This is a genomic window from Streptomyces sp. NBC_01237, assembly GCF_035917275.1.
Lineage (GTDB): Bacteria > Actinomycetota > Actinomycetes > Streptomycetales > Streptomycetaceae > Streptomyces.
Genome location: NZ_CP108508.1, coordinates 6,812,870 through 6,831,553 on the forward strand (window position 1 = coordinate 6,812,870; position 18,684 = coordinate 6,831,553).

Sequence of the window (18,684 nt, forward strand, 5' to 3'; positions counted from 1 at the left end):
CATTAGTGCGCTTCAGTGTGCCACAATCCTCCTAATGCGACAACGGTTGCATTTATTTCATGGAGGCGCCCTTGCCCACGCAGATCTCTCTCCGCGATGTGACGGTGTCCCGCGGTGACCGGCTTCTGCTCGAAGACGTCTCGCTCACGGTTCGCCCCGGTGAGCGGATCGGCGTCGTCGGCGAGAACGGTGCGGGAAAGAGCACGCTGCTGCGCCTGCTCGCCGGGCTCGAACAGACCGATGCCGGAGAAGTGATCACCCTGTCCGAGGGCGGTGCGGGGCTGCTCGCCCAGACCCCCCAGTTGCCGCCCGATCGCACGGTCGGGGACGCGGTCGACGCGGCCCTGGCGGAGCTGCGCGGGATGGAGCGGCGTCTGCGCGCAGCCGAGGCGGACCTCGGCTCGGCGGGTGAAGAGGACCTCGCGGCCTACGGCGACCTGCTCACCGCCTACGAACTTCGCGGTGGATACGAGGCGGATGCCCGGATCGACAAGGCGATACATGGAGTCGGCCTCACCCACATCGGCCGCGAACGGATCCTCGGCAGTCTCTCCGGTGGCGAACAGGCACGGCTGGGTATCGCGTGTCTGGTCGCGGCGGCCCCGGAGGTACTGCTGCTGGACGAGCCCACGAACCACCTGGACGAGGGTGCCCTGGAGTGGCTGGAATCAGCGCTGCTCGTGCATCCCGGCACCGTCGTCGCGGTCTCGCACGATCGGCTCTTTCTGGAACGGGTCGCCACCGCGGTGCTGGAGGTCGACGCCGACCGCAGAACCGTCGTGCGCTACGGCGGCGGCTACGCGGGCTTCCGGGACGAGCAGGAAGCGGCACGTCGTCGCTGGGAGCAGGCGTACGCGCGCTGGTGCGAGGAGACGGCTCGCCTTGAGGAGTACGCGCGGACGACCGCCCATGGCGTCGCGGCCGGGCGTGCCATCAAGGACAACAACAAAATGGCGTACGACCGGGCCGCCGGACGGGTCCAGTCATCGGTCTCCGGACGGATCCGCCATGCTCAGGAGAGGCTGCGCCGCCTCCAGGAAGAGCCCGTGGCCAGACCGCCGGAGCCGCTGCGCTTCGCCGCACTCCCGGAGGCCGGTGCGGTGACGGGAGAGCTGGTGTCCCTGAGGGGTGTCCGTGTCGGGGACCGGCTCGCCGTGGACGAGCTCACCGTGTCCGCAGGGGAGAAGCTCCTGATCCACGGCGGGAACGGTGCGGGCAAGTCCACTCTGCTGCGCGTCATGGCGGGGGTCCTGGATCCGGACGCGGGCTCCGCCGTCCGTCCGTGCGGCATCGGGTATCTCCCGCAGGAGATCCCGGTGCGACGCCCTGCGGAGCGGGTGCTGATGGCGTTCGGCAGGGGTCTCCCACTGGCCGAGGACGAACGGGCCGAACTGCTCCTGTCGTACGGTCTGTTCCGCCGCCGGGACCTCCATGTGCCGGTCGGTTCCCTCTCGGCGGGACAGCTCCGGCGGCTGGCCCTCGCCCGACTGCTGGCCCGCCCCGCCGACCTGCTGCTCCTCGACGAACCGGCGAACCACTTGGCCCTCGGACTGGTTCAGGAGCTGGAGAGGGCTCTGTCGGACTGGTCCGGCGCGATGGTGGTGGTTTCTCACGACCGAATGCTGCGCCGTCGTTTCGTTGGTCACATACGCCGGATGGAGTCCGGACAACTGCTCGATTGAGCCGGACTCGATCTAGTCTCGACGCATGGCACGACCGCAGCGCATTGTCCTCGTCCGGCACGGCGAGTCCGAGGGCAATGCCGATGACACGGTGTACGAGCGGGAGCCCGACCATGCGCTGAGGCTCACCGCCGCGGGGCTGCGACAGGCCAGGGAGACGGGGGTCCGGCTGCGTGATCTGTTCGAGGGGGAGCGGGTGAGCGTCTATGTATCGCCCTACCGCCGGACGCACGAGACGTTCAGGTCGTTCGGCCTGGATCTCGACCGGGTGCGGGTCCGGGAGGAGCCGCGGCTGCGCGAACAGGACTGGGGGAACTGGCAGGACCGGGAGGACGTGCGGCTGCAGAAGGCGTACCGGGACGCCTACGGCCACTTCTTCTACCGCTTCGCCCAGGGTGAGTCCGGTGCCGATGTGTACGACCGGGTCGGGGCTTTCCTGGAGAGCCTGTACCGCAGTTTCGAGGACCCCGGTCATCCGGAGAATGTCCTGCTGGTCACCCACGGGCTGACCATGAGGCTCTTCTGTATGCGCTGGTTCCACTGGTCGGTGGCGGAGTTCGAGTCACTGTCCAACCCCGGGAATGCCGAGACGCGGACGCTGCTGCTCGGTGAGGACGGCCGCTACACGCTTGACCGGCCATTTGTGCGCTGGCGCACCCCCGAGCCGTACGGCATCACCGGATAGAGTGGCAGAGCGATGACCGCTGATTCTGCTTCCGACCGGCGCTTCGAACGCGCCCTGGCCAGCCTGCGTGGGCTGTCCGTGGGAGACGCCCTGGGCTCCCAGTTCTTCGTCCCGGCCAACTACCCACTGCTGAAACAACGCTCCCTGCCGCCCGGCCCGTGGCAGTGGACCGACGACACCGAAATGGCCTGCTCGGTCGTGGCCGTTCTCGCGGCGCACGACCGCATCGATCAGGACGCCCTCGCGCACTCCTTCGCCGAGCACCACGATTTCGACCGGGGCTACGGACCGGCGGTGAACCGACTGCTCAGGCTGGTGCGGGAGGGCGGCGACTGGCGAGCGCTGGCGTCCGCGCTGTTCCAGGGCCAGGGGTCCTGGGGCAATGGCTCGGCGATGCGCATCGCGCCGCTCGGAGCCTGGTACGCGGGCGACCCGGAGCAGGCCACGCACCAGGCCGAGATCTCCTCGTACACCACGCACCAGCACCGCGAGGCTGTCGTGGGAGCGATGGCCGTGGCCGCGGCCGCCTCGCTGGCCGCCACCCCGGGAGGCGCCCCGACCCCGGGGGATCTGCTCGACGGTGTCGTCGCGCTCGTCCCGCGCAGTGCTGTCGGTGCTGGCCTGCGCCGGGCGCGCGACATGCTCGACTACCAGGACGCCGGCACGGTCGCCGCGGTCCTGGGCAACGGACGCCGCACAAGTGCGCACGACACCGTGCCGTTCGCGCTCTGGTCGGCGGCGCGCAATCTCGGGGACTTCGAGCAGGCGTTCTGGGAGACGGCCCAAGCGGGCGGTGACGTCGACACGACGTGCGCCATCGCCTGCGGAGTCGTCTCGGCGGGCAACGGCGGTACGCCACCGGCCGGTTGGCTGGCGCAGACGGAAGACCTTCCGCATTGGGCCGCCCCGGCACACAGCTGATGACACACCCGTCGGCGCGGTGCGACCCGCCCCACCGCGCCGACTGTCACGGTCCTGCCACAGCATCGTCCTGACCGTCTGGGCACAGGGGGCCGCAGCTACTCTTTCGGCCACGCCGCCCCTCGTCGATCTTGACGGGCGTGCGCCGAATGAGACACCGGGGCAGGCGCGCCGCCCACTGGCCGCGCGACCGGCCCCCGGTGGGGGAGGGGGCCCATGTCCGATCAACCGTCCGAGGCATCGAATCCGCCGAACGCGTCCGACGCGTCCCAGGCATCGAGCGCACCGGAAACGTTCCCGCGGGCCGAGGGAGAGGGGGCGGCCGCGCGGGATACGGCCTCCGTGCTGTCCGAGGCCCCCGCCGCGGTGAAGCCCGAAGTGCTGGTCGCCGGGGGCGCGGGGCCGCTGCCCGCGCCCGCCGACCCGCAGGCGCGGCAGCAGCGACGGCGAGCCGGGCCGCATCAGGGCAACCCGTGGCAGCCCGGTCCGAAAACGCCGCGACCGCTGTCCCTGCTGCGCCCCACCGCACCGGCCCCCGTCCGGGCCGCCACGCTCTGGGCGGTTCTGGCCACCGCACTGCTCAGTTCACTGCTCCTGGGCGACGGTGTCGGGCCGAATCTCCTGATCGTGGCCCTCCCGGCGGCGCTGGCGGCCTTCTTCGCCGCACAGGCGGTGGGCCGTCGCCCCCGTCCCTGGACCCTGACCTGGGCGGTCGGTGGACTCGCACTCCTCTCCGTCCCGGCACTCCGGGACGCGGGCTGGCCGACCTTCTTCGCCGTGGTCTCGGCCATCGCACTGGGTTCGCTCGCCCTGCACGGCAGCCGCAGCTGGCTGGGCGTGCTGGCCGGCTCAGTGGGGTTGTTCGATTCGATCGTCCCCGGGCTCCAGTGGGGGTGGCGCGGCCTGCGCGACCGGGCCGACGGGCATCGCGGCCGCTGGGGCGCGGCGCTACGCACCACCGCGGTGGCTGCCGTGCTCCTGATCGTGTTCGGCGCCCTCTTCGCCAGTGCCGACGCCGCTTTCGCCGACCTCCTCGGCAACCTCACCCCCGACGCGTCCGTCGGCGAGGGCCCCTGGCGGTTCTTCCTGTTCCTGCTGGGCCTAGCCGGTGCCCTGGCCGCCGCGTACACGGCGGCCGCCCCCGTGCGCTGGGACGGGCTCACCGTCCGCCCGGGAAAGCCCCGCGGAAGGGTCGAGTGGGCGCTGCCGCTCATCGTGCTCAATCTGCTGTTCGCCGCCTTCATCGCCCTTCAGCTCACCGTCCTGTTCGGTGGCTACGGCAAGGTGCTGACGGAGACCGGCCCGACCCGCTCCGAGTACGCGCGCCAAGGGTTCTGGCAGCTGCTCTGGGCCACACTGCTCACCCTCCTGGTGATCGCCCTGGCTCTGCGCTGGGCGCCGCGCGGCGGCAAACGGGACCGCACCCTCGTCCGCAGCGTGCTCGGCACCCTCTGTGTACTCACCCTTGTCGTCGTGGCGTCCGCGCTGCGCCGCATGGACCTGTACGTCGACGAGTACGGCCTGACCAGGCTCCGGATATCCGTCGCCGCCGTGGAACTCTGGCTCGGCGTGGTGATGGTCCTGATTCTGGGTGCGGGCGTGTTCGGGGCCAGGATCCTGCCGCGGGCCGTCGCGGTCAGTGCCGCGGTGGGTGTGCTCGCCTTCGGGCTGCTCTCGCCGGACGCGGTGATCGCGGAGCAGAACGTCCAGCGCCATCGCCAGGACAAGCCGATCGACATCGCCTACCTCAGGGGCCTCTCGGCCGATGCCGTACCGGCGCTCAACACCCTTCCCGAACCGCTGCGTTCCTGTGCGCTCCAGGAGATTCAGAGCACCTTGGACGGCTCGGACCCGCCTTGGTACGCCACGAGCTGGGGCGAAGCGCGGGCCAGGGGCATTCTGGAGAAACGGCCGGCGGTCGTCGACGGCCGGGGCTGCTTCGACCGGGGCAGCGGCAGCGAGCGCGACGCCAACCGTGAGGACGACTCCTACGACCCGTACTGATCTCTCCGACCTCATCGATTTCGTTGCTCCGCTCCCGGTCGCTCCCCGCGCGTAGGCCATCGGTGGAGGCCGGTTCGCCCTGCTCCCAGCGATGCCGCGAGCGGATTCGCGGCGAGCAGGGCGCCCCGGGGTGTTGCTGCTGTTGCTGTCGGCGTACGCTGGCTGGCGCCATGCCGTACGAACCACCCACGCACACCGTCGAGCGCTCGCTGCGCGCTACCACCGGTGCCAGAACCGTCGCCGGTGTCGACGAGGTCGGACGCGGAGCGTGGGCCGGTCCCGTCACCGTTTGCGCGGCGGTCACCGGCCTTCGGAAACCGCCCGAAGGGCTCACCGACTCCAAGTTGCTCACTCCCAGGCGTCGCGCCGAACTGGCCCCGCTGCTCAAGAGCTGGGTCACGGCCTACGGACTCGGTCATGCGTCACCGCAGGAGATCGACGATCTCGGAATGACCGCCGCACTGCGGCTCGCCGCGGTGCGGGCCCTCGAAGGGCTCCCGGTACGTCCCGACGCCGTCATCCTCGACGGCAAGCACGACTACCTGGGGCAGCCCTGGAAGGTCCGCACCGTGATCAAGGGCGATCAGTCCTGCATCGCGGTCGCGGCGGCATCGGTGATCGCCAAGGTCCACCGCGACAGGATGATGGCCGAACTGGGCGCGGGATCCGAGGAGTACACAGACTTCGCCTTCGACGCCAACGCGGGATATCCCTCTCCCGTACACAGGGCCGCACTGGAGGAGCGGGGGCCCACGCCCCAGCACCGCCTCTCCTGGGCGTACCTGGACGCGTTGCCCAGGTGGCAGCACCTGAAGAAGGTCCGTTTTTCCGCCGAGGCGGCTGCACTGGAAAGCGGGGGCCAGCTCGGCTTCGATTTCTGATCGCGCACACGCGCCCACCCCTGACGCCGACTGCGTCGGTGTCCGACAGACCACCTTTCACGCCTCTCATCCCCGAGGAGCCTCAGATTCACGAGAGCGCCCAGGGTCCCCGCGCAACTCCGGCCGCCGGCCGCACCGCGCCGACCCCCCGTCCCGTACCAGGTCCGCGTTCCGCGGCCACACCGCGTCCCGGACGTCCGGGCCCCGGCCCCGCGCGGCCCGCGCCTCCCGCGCAGCGCCCGCAGCCCGTACCCGCTCCCGCCGCCGCCCAGGCCGTGTCGGCGCATCAGGAGAATCGTTCCGCGCCGCAGCTCCAGCTGATCCCGGCCCCGGTCGGCGGCGCACTCGACGCGGCCGAAGAGGCCGTTGATCTGCTGCTCGAATCCGGACGGGCACCGGGTGACATCCTGGTGCTCACCACCGGCGAGCAGCACCCGTGGGCAGCACATGAACTCTCCTTCGGAGAGGCCGCCTACTGGGCCCAGCACGACGCCGGCGACGACGTCTTCTTCGCGGCCGCCTCGGCGGCCGACCGTGCCACGTCCCGTCCGGTGGTCGTCGTCGCGGTCAACGGAGACGTCGATGACGTCGTCGCCCGCGCGCTTCCCGTGGCGCGGGAACGTGCGGACACACTGCTGATCGTCTGCGGAGACCCGCAGACGATCAACTCCGCGCTCGGCGCGGGCGTCTGAGACGTCCACCTGAGGTTCGCCCGGCTGCCCGAAAGGCGCAGGCGGGCGAACCGGAGTTCCGGTTCAGCGGGCAGCCGTGTGCCGTTGCGCCTCCGCCGCTCCGCCGCCGGTACGCAGCGGGGCCTGACGGTGATCGACAGCGATGTCGGCGAGAGCTGCCGGCCGTGACAGAGAGCTGGGCCGGCGCCCGCCGCGGCCTTCGCCGAGCACCTGCCATCCGCCGCTGGTCAGCGTGATGTACGCACCGCATCGCAGGCCGTGCAGCGTGCAGGCGTCCCGAAGACCCCACATCCACGCACCGTCCTCCTCGGTCCAGCGCTCGTCGCCCTCACGGCAGTAGAGCAGCACCGCGGTACGTACGGGGGTACGGCGGCGCAGGTCGTGCGGGATGACACGGCGGAGATGGGCCAGCAGCGCGTTGCGGAAGTCCCAGCCGTCCGCGGCCACAGCCGTTCGGCGGACGAATGAGGCGCTGGCCGTGAGCCGCTCCTCGTGGTCGAGCACCGCGAGGACAGCGGTGGTAGGCGTCGGGGCGTGCCTGGCGTGCAGGCCACTCACGACCTCGCGGGGGTTGCGCAGCAGCGGTATGCCCGCCGAGGCCCATTCGGCCGGTTCGAGTATCCGGGCAAGGCGGTTGTCGGAGTCTGCCGAAACCGAAGACGCCGACATCGAAGTGGCTGCGGACGGAGCGAATCCGAAGGTCACGGTCCTCCCTTCGCTACGCGCCCACGATGCGGGCAGGGTCGGGTGAGGGCGCGCCGCGGCACAGCCCTTCCGGGCCGCGAAAGGACCGTGCGGGGAGCGACTCCAATTCTTCCTGGCGTATCCGCAGGCGGCAACGAGCAATTGCCAAGGCTGACGGGAATCAGCCGGAATGACACTGATATCCCTGCCCAGGCCAGGCCCGGATGACGCCACCTGTCACGCCTGAACTGCGAGGACCAGCGGAAACACCCCTTCCGCCCCCGCCCGTCGGAGCAGGCGTGCCGCGACGGCGAGCGTCCAGCCCGTGTCGGAAAGATCGTCCACGAGAAGGACGGGTCCTCCCGCGGATGACAGCGCCGCGGCCAGCTCGGGCTCGACGACGAGTGCTTCGTGCAGTGCCCGCACCCGCTGTGCGCTGTTGGTCTGCGAGATCCGTACGTCCTCGGCCTCCGGTGCGTACGCGACGGTTCCGAGCAGGGGCATTCGGCCGACCTCCGCGATACGGCTGCCGAGCGACTGGACGAGCTGCGGCCTGCGGCGCGAGGCGACGGTCACCACGCCGACCGGCCTCGGGAGGGCGTCGGGTGCCCCGGAGGCCCAGCCACCGGGTCCCCTGGCCCAGTCGGCCAGCACGGTGACGACGGCACTGGCGACATCGTCCGGGACCACGGAGTCGGGTGCCTGTGCCGCGAGCATGGGGCGCAGCCGGTTGCCCCAGCCGATGTCGGAGAGACGGCCGAGCGCCCGGCCGGTGAAGGACAGTTCACCCGCGGGGATGCGGCCCTTGAGGTCGACGCCCACGGAGGCCAGGCCGGTGGGCCACATCTTCCGGGGTTCGACCTCGACGCCCGGGCGGCCGAGCTCGCCCCGGGCGCCGTCGAGGGCGGCGGTGGAGACCTTGTCGTCGAACCGTGCGCCCGCGCAGTTGTCGCAGCGCCCGCAGGCCGTGGCTTCCTCGTCGTCCAGCTGGCGGCGGAGGAACTCCATGCGGCACCCGGTCGTCGAGGCGTAGTCACGCATGGCCTGCTGCTCGGCGGCCCGCTGCCGGGCGACCCAGGCGTAGCGCTCGGAGTCGTAGATCCACGGCTCTCCTGTGGAGGTCCAGCCGCCCTTCACCCGCTTGACCGCACCGTCGACGTCCAGCACCTTGAGCATGGTTTCCAGCCGGGTGCGGCGCAGGTCGACCATCGGTTCCAGCGCGGGCAGCGACACCGGCCGGTCCGCCCGGCCCAGCACATCGAGCGTGCGCCGCACCTGCTCCTCGGGCGGGAAGGCGACCGAGGCGAAGTACTGCCAGATCGCCTCGTCCTCCTTGCCGGGAAGCAGCAGCACCTCCGCGTGCTCGACGCCACGTCCCGCACGTCCGACCTGCTGGTAGTAGGCGATGGGGGAGGAGGGGGAGCCCAGGTGCACGACGAAGCCCAGGTCGGGCTTGTCGAATCCCATGCCGAGCGCGGAGGTGGCGACCAGGGCCTTGACCCGGTTGGCCAGCAGATCGTCCTCGGCCTGCTGGCGGTCGGCGTTCTCGGTCCGCCCCGTGTAGGAAGCGACCGTATGGCCGCACTGGCGCAGGTATGCCGTGATCTCCTCGGCGGCCGCGACCGTCAGCGTGTAGATGATTCCCGAGCCCGGAAGCTCGCCGAGGTGGTCACCCAGCCAGGCCAGCCGATGTGCGGCGTTGGGCAGCTGCAGCACGCTGAGGCTCAGGCTCTCCCGGTCCAGGGGACCACGCAGAACCAGCGCGTCCGTGTCGGCGCCCGTACCCAGCTGCTCCGCGACATCCGCGGTCACGCGTGCGTTGGCGGTAGCGGTCGTGGCCAGCACGGGGACACCGGCCGGGAGGCCGGCGAGCATCGTCCGCAGCCGTCGGTAGTCCGGCCGGAAGTCGTGTCCCCAGTCCGAGATGCAGTGGGCCTCGTCGACCACCAGGAGCCCCGTCGCTGCGGCGAGTCTGGGCAGGACCTGGTCCCGGAAGTCGGGGTTGTTGAGCCGCTCGGGGCTGACCAGCAGCACATCCACCTCGCCCGCGGCCACCTCGGCCTGGACGGTGTCCCACTCCTCCGGGTTGGACGAGTTGATCGTCCGGGCGCTGATCCCGGCCCGGGCCGCGGCCGCGACCTGGTTACGCATCAGCGCCAGCAGCGGCGAGACGATGACGGTCGGGCCGCTGCCCTGCGCGCGCAACAGCGAGGTCGCGACGAAGTACACAGCGGACTTGCCCCAACCGGTGCGTTGCACCACCAGCGCTCTGCGTTTTTCGGCGACGAGCGCCTCGATGGCCAGCCACTGGTCCTCGCGCAGTCTGGCCGTACCGGTGGGATCCCCGACGAGGCGGGCGAGTACGGAATCGGCCGAAGCCCTGAGCTCTGCACGGTCTGCGTTGGTCATGCCCCCATGCAACCCGATGGCTACGACAAACCGCGAACGACGACGCAGCCCTGTGGATAACGTTATCCACAGGGGTCGCGGAAATCGGCTGATCGCGGGACGGTCATGCCATGAACAAGCACCACGAATCCACCGGTCCGGCCGACGAGCAGCAGATCACCCTGCGCGGTCCCGCCGAGCTCGCCGACGCACTTCCTTACCTCATGGGCTTCCACCCGAGCGACAGCGTGGTCATGGTGGCCCTGCACGGCGGCCGGGGCCGTTTCGGCGGCCGGCTCAGGCTCGGTATTCCGCAGTCGCCGAAGGAATGGGGGCCCGTCGCGGATCAGCTCGCGGAATGTCTGATCTCGGGCAGCGAGCGACGAGGTTCCCGACCCGACGCCATCGTCATCTTCCTCTGCCAGGATCCGGTCGGGGGTGAGAGCGCCGGCCAGACCATGGAGCGTCTGAAACCTCTGGCCCAGCGTCTGCGCACGGCTTGCGGCGCACTCGACGTACCCGTTCTGGAAGCGCTCTGCATCTCCGACGGCCGTTACTGGTCCTACTGCTGCCCCGACGGCCGCTGCTGTCCGACGGAGGGAAACCCCCTCGCGCTGCCCGGCACCACGGTCATGGCCGCCGCGGCCACGTACGCCGGAATTCAGGTGAGGGGGTCCCTGCGGGACATGGAGGAGCGGCTCGCACCGTGGCAGAGCACGGCGGTACCGGCACAGTGCCATGCGCTGGACACGGCCGGGGCCACGCTCGTGTCCAGGATTCTGGACAGCGAGGGGCGGGGCGAAGTGGCGAAGGAGACGCTTGATCTCGCCCGGGTGCTCATGGCTCGTCTCCGGCAGGCGCCCTCGGCGGTGCCATCGGTCACTGACCGGAGTGATGACCACCTGATCAGCCATGACGAGGCCGCGGCCGTGATCCTCGGGCTTCAGGACCGGGAGACGCGGGACAAGGCCGCAGAGTGGATGGAGGGCGCCGAAGCGGATTCCGCGTTGAGGCTGTGGCGAGCGCTCGCCCGCCGGTGCGTCGGACCCTATGTGGAACATTCCGCCGCCCCGCTCACCCTGGCGGGCTGGGTCTCCTGGTCGACCGGTGACGAGCCGGGCGCGCGAGTCGCTCTGGGCCTGGCCCTGCGCGCCGACCCCGACTACACCTTCGCTCAACTGCTGCACCAGGCGTGCAACGAAGGACTGGACCCGGAGACGCTGCGCCGTTGTCTGCGCGGTGAAGTCGGCGAAGGTGCCGAAGGCGTCGAGGACGGCGGTGTCCTGAACGGTGGCACCAAGGACAGTGGCGTCCCGGGCGACGGAATCCGGAACAGTGGCGTGTGGGGAGGGGGCACCCGCGGCGTCCGCCGTGAGGGACGCTCGCGGCTTCGTGCGGAGCACAGGCCCCGGCCCCGCCCGGCGCGTCGGACACCGCCGGACGCGAAGGGCGGGAGGGCGACGCCCGGTTCCGTCCGTCCGGGTACGTCCGTGGCCCGGCGCAGGACGCGGGACGTCGGGCGGCACGGCCAGCGGGGGACCAGGAGCGGCCGATGACGGCGCGGTCTCGTCGGCGCCGGGGCTTTTCACAGGGGTGCCGGAGGCTGTACGGTCCGTCGCCCTGCGGATACCGCGGCTGCGAGCGCACGGGCGGCGCGGATGACCCCGATGCCCCCACTGTTGTTCTGCTCCGAGCCCCCGGACCCGGTCGACGAGCAGGTGGCCGAGTGGATCAACGAGCAGGTCATGGAGACCGTCCGGACGCCGTGGCGCGTTCCCGCGATGTGGGCACGTGCCCCGGCCCCGGTGGATCCGGGCGGCATCCGGCCCTGCGGGGCGGCGCCGAGGGCGGGGCAGGCGCGGACCCGGTCCGGTGCGCGCCTCCGGACCGCACATGGGGGGTGAGCACTCCGCGGCACGGATCAGCCGAATCGGCCTCGGCGGGGTGATCGAAGAAGGCCCCTCCGGGCTCCGGGCGGGACTGCCCCACAGCCCGCAGGATTCCGCGTCGCGAGGATGACGAATGGAGTGTTTATCGTCAGGCAGACGACTATGATCGCGGCATGCCGCCCTACGACCCGTCGACGTTCCCGCCCTTCGCCGTCACCGTGGACCTGGTCGTGCTCACGGTGCGCCGTCACGAACTCTGCGCGCTGGTCGTGCGCCGGGGGGAGCCGCCGTTCCAGGGCCGGTGGGCACTGCCCGGCGGGTTCGTCAGGGAGGACGAGGACCTCGGAGCCGCGGCCGCGCGTGAGCTCGTCGAGGAAACCGGACTCTGCGCACACGACCCGGAGACCCCGGCGGTGGGCAACGGTGCCCACCTCGAACAGCTCGCCACCTACGGGGATCCGGCGCGCGACCCCCGGATGCGGGTCGTGAGCGTCGCCCACCTCGCGCTCGCCCCGGATCTTCCCGCGCCTCGCGCGGGCGGTGACGCGAACAGCGCGCGCTGGGCGTCCGTCGTCGATGTACTCCGTCCCGATGACGGGTTGGGCCGGGACGGCGAACAGTCGGCACCGCTGGCCTTCGACCATGCGCGGATCCTCGCGGACGGGGTGGAGCGGGCCCGTTCCAAGATCGAGTATTCGTCGCTGGCCACGGCGTTCTGTCCGCCGGAGTTCACTGTCGGCGAGTTGCGCAGGGTCTACGAGGCGGTGTGGGGCGTGGTTCTCGACCCCCGGAACTTCCACCGCAAGGTCACCGGCACGCCCGGCTTCCTGGTGCCCTCCGGAGGGACGACCACCCGGCAGGGAGGTCGCCCCGCGCAGCTGTTCCGGGCCGGTGCGGCCACTGTGCTCAACCCGCCGATGCTGAGGCCCGAGGTCTGACACACCGCGGGTTCACGAGCCGGGGCGTGAACCCGCGACGCCGATCGCGGTGTCCCGCCCGTACCTGCGGAACACCCGCCGGTCCGTAGCTGCACAAAAAGTCCTAAATATCGCGTTATGTTGCTGCGGTACCCACCTGCCGCCGAGCGGTCTCACCTTCCGCGAGAAACGCGAGAGAAGCGATGCTCCAGGCCATCGGACTCACCAGCAACCCCCGCCGCGACGCCCTGCCCGCCGTGGACGATCTGACCTTCGAAGCCCGGCCCGGCCGTGTCACCGCACTGCTCGGCGCTCCGGGCTCCGGCAAGACCGCGGCACTCCGCCTGATGCTCGAACTCGACTCCGGGCGCGGCGTCACCTACTTCCGGGGCCGGCCGCTGCACCGCATCGCCCACCCGGCGCGGGAAGTGGGCGTACTCCTCGGTGACGTGCCGGGCCACCCGTCCCGGACGGGCCGCGGCCAGCTCCGTATGCTCTGCGCCGCTGCCGGTGTGCCCGCGGTCCGGGCCGATGAGGTGCTCGAAGTCGTCGGCCTCGCCGGACTCGGGGACCAGCGCATCGGCACCCTCTCGGTCGGAATGGACCGTCGGCTCGGTCTCGCGTCCGCACTCCTGGGCGATCCGCACACGCTCCTCCTCGACGAGCCGGCGGAAGGGCTCTCGCCGCGGGAGAACAGCTGGCTGTACGGGCTGCTGCGCGCCCACGCGGCTCAGGGGGGCACGGTCCTGTGTGCCGTCAGCGATCCCAAGGAGGCCGCCCGCACCGCTGACCGCGTCGTCACCATCGACGGCGGGCGCCTCGTCGCGGACCAGGACGTCGCCGACTTCTCCCGCACCCGGCTGCGCCCCCGCGTCGCTGTCCGGACACCGCACGCCGCCAGGCTTGCCGCAGTGGTCAGCCGTGAGGCGCGCGCCGCCCAGCGCTCCGTGGAGGTGGTGGCCGAGGCGAGCGGCCGTCTGGCGGTGTACGGCAGCAGCTGCGCCGAGATCGGGGACACGGCGTTCAGGCACGGTGTTCCGGTTCATCAACTTGCCGATGAGGTCGGCGACGCCGGTCCCGCGGCCGCCCCGGAGGCCGCGGCCGTACCGCGGCAGGCGTCGTCCGTCGCCCTCTCCGAACTGCCGCCCCCGATCCCGGTACGGCCCGCCCGCGGACCGCTCCGCCCCCTGCGCTACGAACTGCGCCGCCTCTTCGGTGTCAGAACAACGACCATGATCATGGTGGCTGTTCTGGTGGCGTCGGCAGGCTCCGCGGTTCTTCTCGCCCGCACGGACGGGACGCCGCTGTCGCACCTCCTGGCCGCCTGGCCCGCCCTGCTGCCGCTTCCTCCCGCGGCGCTCGGTGCCGGACTGCTGGGTGCCCTCTCCTTCGGGGACGAGTACAGGTATCCGGCGCTGGCCGCGGGCCGTGGGACGGTCCCGAGGCGTCTCGGGCTGCTTCTTGCCAAGCTGGCGGTCACGGCGGGCACCGCCCTCCTGCTCGCCTCGCTCGTCGTGCTCTGCGACGCACAGGCCCTTCGCCTCGCCTACGGCCAGGAGTTGATCGAGGTCCCGGCAAACGCTGTCCCACTCGCCGCGAGTTGGGCGGGCCTCACTGTCGGCTGTGCCTGGGCCGGTCTGCTGGCGGCGGGGGTCTTCCGGGTGGCCGGAGCCGGAGTCGCCGCGGTCCTGGCTGTTCCGGTACTCATCGTTCCTCTCGTCCAGAAGGTTCTGGCGGGTCCATCGGCGCGATCGATCGCAGGACTGCCGGCCCGACTGCGGGAGCTGGCCTGGTGGCAGCTTCCGCACGAGGCGGACCGATGGGTCCTGGCAATCGCGCGGGTCGTGGCGCAGCCCGTGGGGGCGGCGCTCACCTTGTCGCTGTCGGCCCTGATCTGCGCGTATCTGTTCACCAGCCTTCGCGGCAGGGCGCGTTGGTGACCACAACGTTCCCAGTGAGCCGTACGGCGGGCGCAACTCCCTTGGAATTGACGGTTTTGTGACATTATGTCGTCAATTGCGGGGCCAGCGCCGATCACCCTTTCGTGTGCTTTTCACCAAAGACCTCAAGGGGCGGGCGCGCCAGGCCGACAAAGGATGCGTGAGTACCCTTGCGCACACCATGATGACCGCCGCCCGCTCCGCCGACTCCGGCCTCGCTGGGTCGGGCGAACTCGACCGCTATCCCTATGCGGAGGCGCCGGCCGGCGAGCGCGCCGCGATCCGCTCCTGGGGCGGTCCCGATTCCGAGTTGGGGCGAGCCGGCCGGCGCGGATCGGCCAGCCGTGGACGCGGCCTCCACGGCCAACTCGTTCAGCAGTTGGGTCAGATGATCGTCTCCGGTGATCTGGGCGCCGACCGACCGCTCGTTCCCGAGGAGATCGGCCAGCGTTTCGAGGTCTCCCGCACCGTCGTACGTGAGTCCCTGCGCGTTCTGGAGGCCAAGGGCCTGGTCAGCGCGCGCCCCAATGTGGGTACCCGGGTGCGGCCGGTCAGTGACTGGAATCTGCTGGACCCCGACATCATCGAATGGCGGGCCTTCGGCCCCCAGCGTGACGACCAGCGTCGCGAGCTGGCCGAGCTCCGCTGGACGATTGAGCCGCTCGCGGCCAGGCTGGCGGCCGGGCACGGCCGTGAGGACATTCAGCAGCGGCTCGGCGACATGGTCGAGATCATGGGGCACGCCCTGGGGCAGGGGGACGGGATCACGTTCTCCCGGGCCGATGCCGAGTTCCACTCCCTGCTCATCCAGGCCGCGGGCAACCGGATGCTGGAGCACCTTTCCGGGATCGTCTCGGCGGCTCTGCATGTCTCGGGCTCACCCGTCACTGGCTGTGACCGCCCGACCGAGGCGTCGGTTGCCCACCACGCCCGGATCGTGGATGCCCTCGCTTCCGGCGATTCCGCGGGCGCCGAGGCGGCCATGCGTCAACTGCTCGTCGTCCACCCGGAGGTGGAGCGGGTGGTTCCCGCGCCGCGCGAGCACTGACCACAGCACGGCCGGGGTGCATGGACCCTGTGCCGCCGGACCCTCGGTCCGGCGGCACAATTGTGGGGGGATGTCACCCGTGGCACTGTTCGTCGCAAATGAGGTGTGACTCGGGCCACGCGGATTGGGCGTAACACTCCTCGAAACAGTGCGATGACTTAAGAGGTGACCGTCGCGGAAGGAATACAGCAGCCATTCAGGGCGCTGTGCAGTTCTGAGGCCAAACCCGCGCCGTCGGCGACATCCCCAGTCGACGGTCGTCGGTTCCAGCCCTCTCCAGGGCCGGGCCGGAAGCCGTTTCCATCGTTCCGAGAGGTTGTTCGTGTCGGCCAGCACATCCCGTACGCTCCCGCCGGAGATCGCCGAGTCCGAGTCTGTGATGGCGCTCATCGAGCGGGGAAAGGCTGATGGGCAGATCGCCGGCGATGACGTGCGTCGGGCCTTCGAGGCTGACCAGATTCCGCCAACCCAGTGGAAGAATGTTCTGCGCAGCCTCAACCAGATCCTCGAGGAAGAGGGTGTGACGCTGATGGTCAGTGCCGCGGAGTCGCCGAAGCGCGCCCGCAAGAGCGTCGCAGCGAAGAGCCCGGTCAAGCGCACCGCCACCAAGACTGTCGCGGCGAAGACGACCGTGACGAGGACCGTCGCGGCCTCTCCCGCTTCGACGGCCGGGAGCGCGGACGCGGTGGCCGACGACGCCACTGCGGCCGCTCCCGCGAAGAAGGCAGCTGCCAAGAAGACGGCTGCCAAGAAGACCGCGGTGAAGAAGACCGCGGCCAAGAAGACAGCGACGAAGAAGTCCGGCAAGCAGGACGACGAGCTCCTCGACGGTGACGAGGCGGCCGAGGAAGTCAAGGCCGGCAAGGGCGAGGAAGAGGAGGGCGAGGGCGAGAACAAGGGCTTCGTCCTCTCCGACGACGACGAGGACGACGCGCCTGCCCAGCAGGTCGCCGTCGCCGGCGCCACGGCCGACCCCGTCAAGGACTACCTGAAGCAGATCGGCAAGGTCCCTCTCCTCAACGCCGAGCAGGAGGTCGAGCTCGCCAAGCGTATCGAGGCGGGGCTCTTCGCCGAGGACAAGCTGGCGAACTCGGACAAGCTCGCGCCGAAGCTCAAGCGCGAGCTGGAGATCATCGCCGAGGACGGGCGCCGCGCCAAGAACCACCTGCTGGAGGCCAACCTCCGGCTCGTCGTCTCACTGGCCAAGCGCTACACCGGCCGCGGCATGCTCTTCCTCGACCTGATCCAGGAGGGCAACCTCGGCCTGATCCGTGCGGTCGAGAAGTTCGACTACACCAAGGGCTACAAGTTCTCCACGTACGCCACCTGGTGGATCCGTCAGGCGATCACCCGCGCCATGGCCGACCAGGCCCGCACCATCCGTATCCCGGTGCACATGGTCGAGGTCATCAACAAGCTCGCGCGCGTGCAGCGCCAGATGCTCCAGGACCTGGGCCGTGAGCCCACCCCGGAGGAGCTGGCCAAGGAGCTCGACATGACCCCTGAGAAGGTCATCGAGGTCCAGAAGTACGGTCGCGAGCCGATCTCCCTCCACACCCCTCTGGGTGAGGACGGCGACAGCGAGTTCGGTGACCTGATCGAGGACTCCGAGGCGGTCGTCCCGGCGGACGCGGTCAGCTTCACGCTCCTCCAGGAGCAGCTGCACTCGGTGCTCGACACGCTCTCGGAGCGTGAGGCCGGCGTGGTCTCGATGCGTTTCGGTCTCACCGACGGTCAGCCGAAGACGCTGGACGAGATCGGCAAGGTCTACGGCGTGACGCGTGAGCGCATCCGTCAGATCGAGTCGAAGACCATGTCGAAGCTTCGTCACCCGTCGCGTTCCCAGGTGCTGCGCGACTACCTCGACTAGGCCGCAGGTCGAACAGAGCGAGATGCACAGGCCGAGGGCCCGGTATCCCAGGGGGAGCCGGGCCCTCGGCCTGTGTCGCTCTGTGTGCTCTGTGCGGGTGCGGGCACCTCAGCACTGGACAACTCTGAGTGAACCTTGTCCACCGTAGAGTCAGGAGTTCCCATGTCCCGCACCGTCGCCCCCGCCCTGACGGGGGCGCTCGCCCTGGCCGTCGCGGCGGCACTGATGCCGCTCGGATCCCCGGCCGCCGCGGCCGCGGACACCATTATCATCGGCGGGCAGCCCGCCACCGTGGCGGAAAGCCCTTGGGTGGTGGCCCTGTCGAGCCGTGACCGGTTCGGAGGTACGCGCGCCGGTCAGTTCTGCGGTGCGGTGGCAGTGGCCCCGACGAAGGTGCTGACGGCCGCCCACTGTCTGAGCGGCGAGGTGCTCGGTGGGGACGTGGGCCAGGTGCGCGATCTGCGGATCATCGCGGGCCGGGACCAGCTGCGCGGTTCCGGTGGTCAGGAGATTCCGGTACGGGAGGCCTGGGCCAATCCGGGGTACGACCCCGACACGAATGCCGGTGACTTCGCGGTGCTCACTCTGGCCACGGCCCTGCCGGAGAGCAGCGTGATCGCGATGGCCCGGGAGGGCGACGCCGCCTATGCCACGGGGACCGATGCGGTGGTCTACGGGTGGGGCGACACGACCGGCGGCGGGACATACGCGTCAGCTCTGCGCTCCGCCCGTGTCCGGGTTCTCCCGGACAGTGAGTGCGCCCGGGCGTACCCGGGCGGCCAGGAGGGCGCCTACGACGCCTCAGCGATGCTCTGTGCGGGCGATCCGGAGGGCGGGCACGACGCATGCCAGGGAGACAGTGGCGGGCCTCTGGTGGCCCGTGGACGGCTTGTGGGCCTGGTCTCCTGGGGCAGCGGGTGCGGGCATGCCGACAGCCCGGGGGTGTACACCCGGATCTCCGCCGCCGTCGGCTGGGCGGCGGGCCGGATCTGAGCGGAAGGGCCGCGGAACGACGAGAACGGGCGGCTCCCCCTCATCGGGGAGTCGCCCGTCGGCCGGTCCTGGACCGGCCCCTGGCTCGTC

Annotated in this window: 15 protein-coding genes; 13 read left to right on the plus strand and 2 right to left on the minus strand. The window is 70.7% G+C overall.

Annotation, left to right across the window (positions count from 1 at the left end):
• Positions 1 to 71 precede the first annotated feature (71 nt).
• The 6 genes from OG251_RS30360 (at position 72) to OG251_RS30385 (ending at position 6,865) form a co-directional block, all read left to right on the plus strand.
• Complete coding sequence (locus tag OG251_RS30360; protein WP_326680083.1) at positions 72 to 1,682, plus strand: ABC-F family ATP-binding cassette domain-containing protein; 1,611 nt, start codon at positions 72 to 74, stop codon at positions 1,680 to 1,682.
• Positions 1,683 to 1,707: 25 nt separating this feature from the next.
• Positions 1,708 to 2,367 carry a histidine phosphatase family protein gene (locus OG251_RS30365; RefSeq protein ID WP_326680084.1) on the plus strand — a complete coding sequence of 220 codons (660 nt, stop codon included), beginning with the start codon at positions 1,708 to 1,710 and terminating at the stop codon, positions 2,365 to 2,367.
• 12 nt (positions 2,368 to 2,379) lie between these two features.
• Positions 2,380 to 3,288, plus strand: coding sequence for an ADP-ribosylglycohydrolase family protein (locus tag OG251_RS30370; protein ID WP_326680085.1), 909 nt, complete (start codon positions 2,380 to 2,382; stop codon positions 3,286 to 3,288).
• Between the two features lie 216 nt (positions 3,289 to 3,504).
• Positions 3,505 to 5,292 carry a DUF4153 domain-containing protein gene (locus tag OG251_RS30375; protein WP_326680086.1) on the plus strand — a complete coding sequence of 596 codons (1,788 nt, stop codon included), beginning with the start codon at positions 3,505 to 3,507 and terminating at the stop codon, positions 5,290 to 5,292.
• Between the two features lie 170 nt (positions 5,293 to 5,462).
• Positions 5,463 to 6,173 carry a ribonuclease HII gene (locus OG251_RS30380; protein ID WP_326680087.1) on the plus strand — a complete coding sequence of 237 codons (711 nt, stop codon included), beginning with the start codon at positions 5,463 to 5,465 and terminating at the stop codon, positions 6,171 to 6,173.
• 38 nt (positions 6,174 to 6,211) lie between these two features.
• Positions 6,212 to 6,865, plus strand: a complete 654-nt coding sequence (locus tag OG251_RS30385; protein WP_326680088.1) for a hypothetical protein — start codon at positions 6,212 to 6,214, stop codon at positions 6,863 to 6,865.
• Positions 6,866 to 6,928: 63 nt separating this feature from the next.
• On the opposite strand, the gene OG251_RS30390 is transcribed toward OG251_RS30385, so the two are convergent.
• Together OG251_RS30390 and OG251_RS30395 are read right to left on the minus strand one after the other, a co-directional pair.
• Positions 6,929 to 7,570 carry a hypothetical protein gene (locus OG251_RS30390; RefSeq protein ID WP_326680089.1) on the minus strand — a complete coding sequence of 214 codons (642 nt, stop codon included), beginning with the start codon at positions 7,568 to 7,570 and terminating at the stop codon, positions 6,929 to 6,931.
• A 216-nt stretch (positions 7,571 to 7,786) separates the two neighbouring features.
• Complete coding sequence (locus tag OG251_RS30395) at positions 7,787 to 9,958, minus strand: RecQ family ATP-dependent DNA helicase (protein ID WP_326680090.1); 2,172 nt, start codon at positions 9,956 to 9,958, stop codon at positions 7,787 to 7,789.
• A gap of 110 nt (positions 9,959 to 10,068) precedes the next feature.
• On the opposite strand from OG251_RS30395, the gene OG251_RS30400 reads away from it, so the two are divergent.
• The 7 genes from OG251_RS30400 to OG251_RS30430 all read left to right on the plus strand — a co-directional run bounded on the left by OG251_RS30400 (position 10,069) and on the right by OG251_RS30430 (position 18,594).
• Positions 10,069 to 11,493: a DUF4192 domain-containing protein gene (locus tag OG251_RS30400; protein ID WP_326680091.1), complete on the plus strand. Its 1,425-nt coding sequence runs from the start codon at positions 10,069 to 10,071 to the stop codon at positions 11,491 to 11,493.
• A gap of 111 nt (positions 11,494 to 11,604) precedes the next feature.
• Positions 11,605 to 11,841 (plus strand): hypothetical protein, encoded by a 237-nt coding sequence (locus OG251_RS30405; RefSeq protein ID WP_326680092.1) that lies wholly within the window; start codon positions 11,605 to 11,607, stop codon positions 11,839 to 11,841.
• Positions 11,842 to 11,999: 158 nt separating this feature from the next.
• The gene (locus OG251_RS30410) at positions 12,000 to 12,764 is read left to right on the plus strand and encodes an NUDIX hydrolase (protein WP_326680093.1); all 765 of its coding nucleotides are present in this window, start codon (positions 12,000 to 12,002) and stop codon (positions 12,762 to 12,764) included.
• Between the two features lie 182 nt (positions 12,765 to 12,946).
• Positions 12,947 to 14,683 (plus strand): ATP-binding cassette domain-containing protein, encoded by a 1,737-nt coding sequence (locus tag OG251_RS30415; protein WP_326680094.1) that lies wholly within the window; start codon positions 12,947 to 12,949, stop codon positions 14,681 to 14,683.
• A gap of 160 nt (positions 14,684 to 14,843) precedes the next feature.
• On the plus strand, positions 14,844 to 15,731 hold the full coding sequence (locus tag OG251_RS30420) for a FadR/GntR family transcriptional regulator (protein WP_326680095.1): 888 nt from the start codon (positions 14,844 to 14,846) through the stop codon (positions 15,729 to 15,731).
• Positions 15,732 to 16,053: 322 nt separating this feature from the next.
• A complete protein-coding gene (locus tag OG251_RS30425; RefSeq protein WP_326680096.1) occupies positions 16,054 to 17,601 on the plus strand; it encodes an RNA polymerase sigma factor in 1,548 nt (515 codons plus the stop codon).
• Positions 17,602 to 17,763: 162 nt separating this feature from the next.
• A complete protein-coding gene (locus OG251_RS30430; RefSeq protein ID WP_326680097.1) occupies positions 17,764 to 18,594 on the plus strand; it encodes a S1 family peptidase in 831 nt (276 codons plus the stop codon).
• The last annotated feature ends 90 nt before the right edge of the window (positions 18,595 to 18,684 follow it).

What these genes read in the sequence shown, in the direction of transcription:
- OG251_RS30365 (WP_326680084.1), top strand. Translation starts at nt 1,708, where the DNA reads ATGGCACGACCGCAGCGCATTGTCCTCGTCCGGCACGGCGAGTCCGAG.
- OG251_RS30370 (WP_326680085.1), top strand. Translation starts at nt 2,380, where the DNA reads ATGACCGCTGATTCTGCTTCCGACCGGCGCTTCGAACGCGCCCTGGCC.
- OG251_RS30375 (WP_326680086.1), top strand. Translation starts at nt 3,505, where the DNA reads ATGTCCGATCAACCGTCCGAGGCATCGAATCCGCCGAACGCGTCCGAC.
- OG251_RS30380 (WP_326680087.1), top strand. Translation starts at nt 5,463, where the DNA reads ATGCCGTACGAACCACCCACGCACACCGTCGAGCGCTCGCTGCGCGCT.
- OG251_RS30395 (WP_326680090.1), bottom strand. Translation starts at nt 9,958, where the DNA reads ATGACCAACGCAGACCGTGCAGAGCTCAGGGCTTCGGCCGATTCCGTA.
- OG251_RS30400 (WP_326680091.1), top strand. Translation starts at nt 10,069, where the DNA reads ATGAACAAGCACCACGAATCCACCGGTCCGGCCGACGAGCAGCAGATC.
- OG251_RS30405 (WP_326680092.1), top strand. Translation starts at nt 11,605, where the DNA reads ATGCCCCCACTGTTGTTCTGCTCCGAGCCCCCGGACCCGGTCGACGAG.
- OG251_RS30410 (WP_326680093.1), top strand. Translation starts at nt 12,000, where the DNA reads ATGCCGCCCTACGACCCGTCGACGTTCCCGCCCTTCGCCGTCACCGTG.
- OG251_RS30415 (WP_326680094.1), top strand. Translation starts at nt 12,947, where the DNA reads ATGCTCCAGGCCATCGGACTCACCAGCAACCCCCGCCGCGACGCCCTG.
- OG251_RS30430 (WP_326680097.1), top strand. Translation starts at nt 17,764, where the DNA reads ATGTCCCGCACCGTCGCCCCCGCCCTGACGGGGGCGCTCGCCCTGGCC.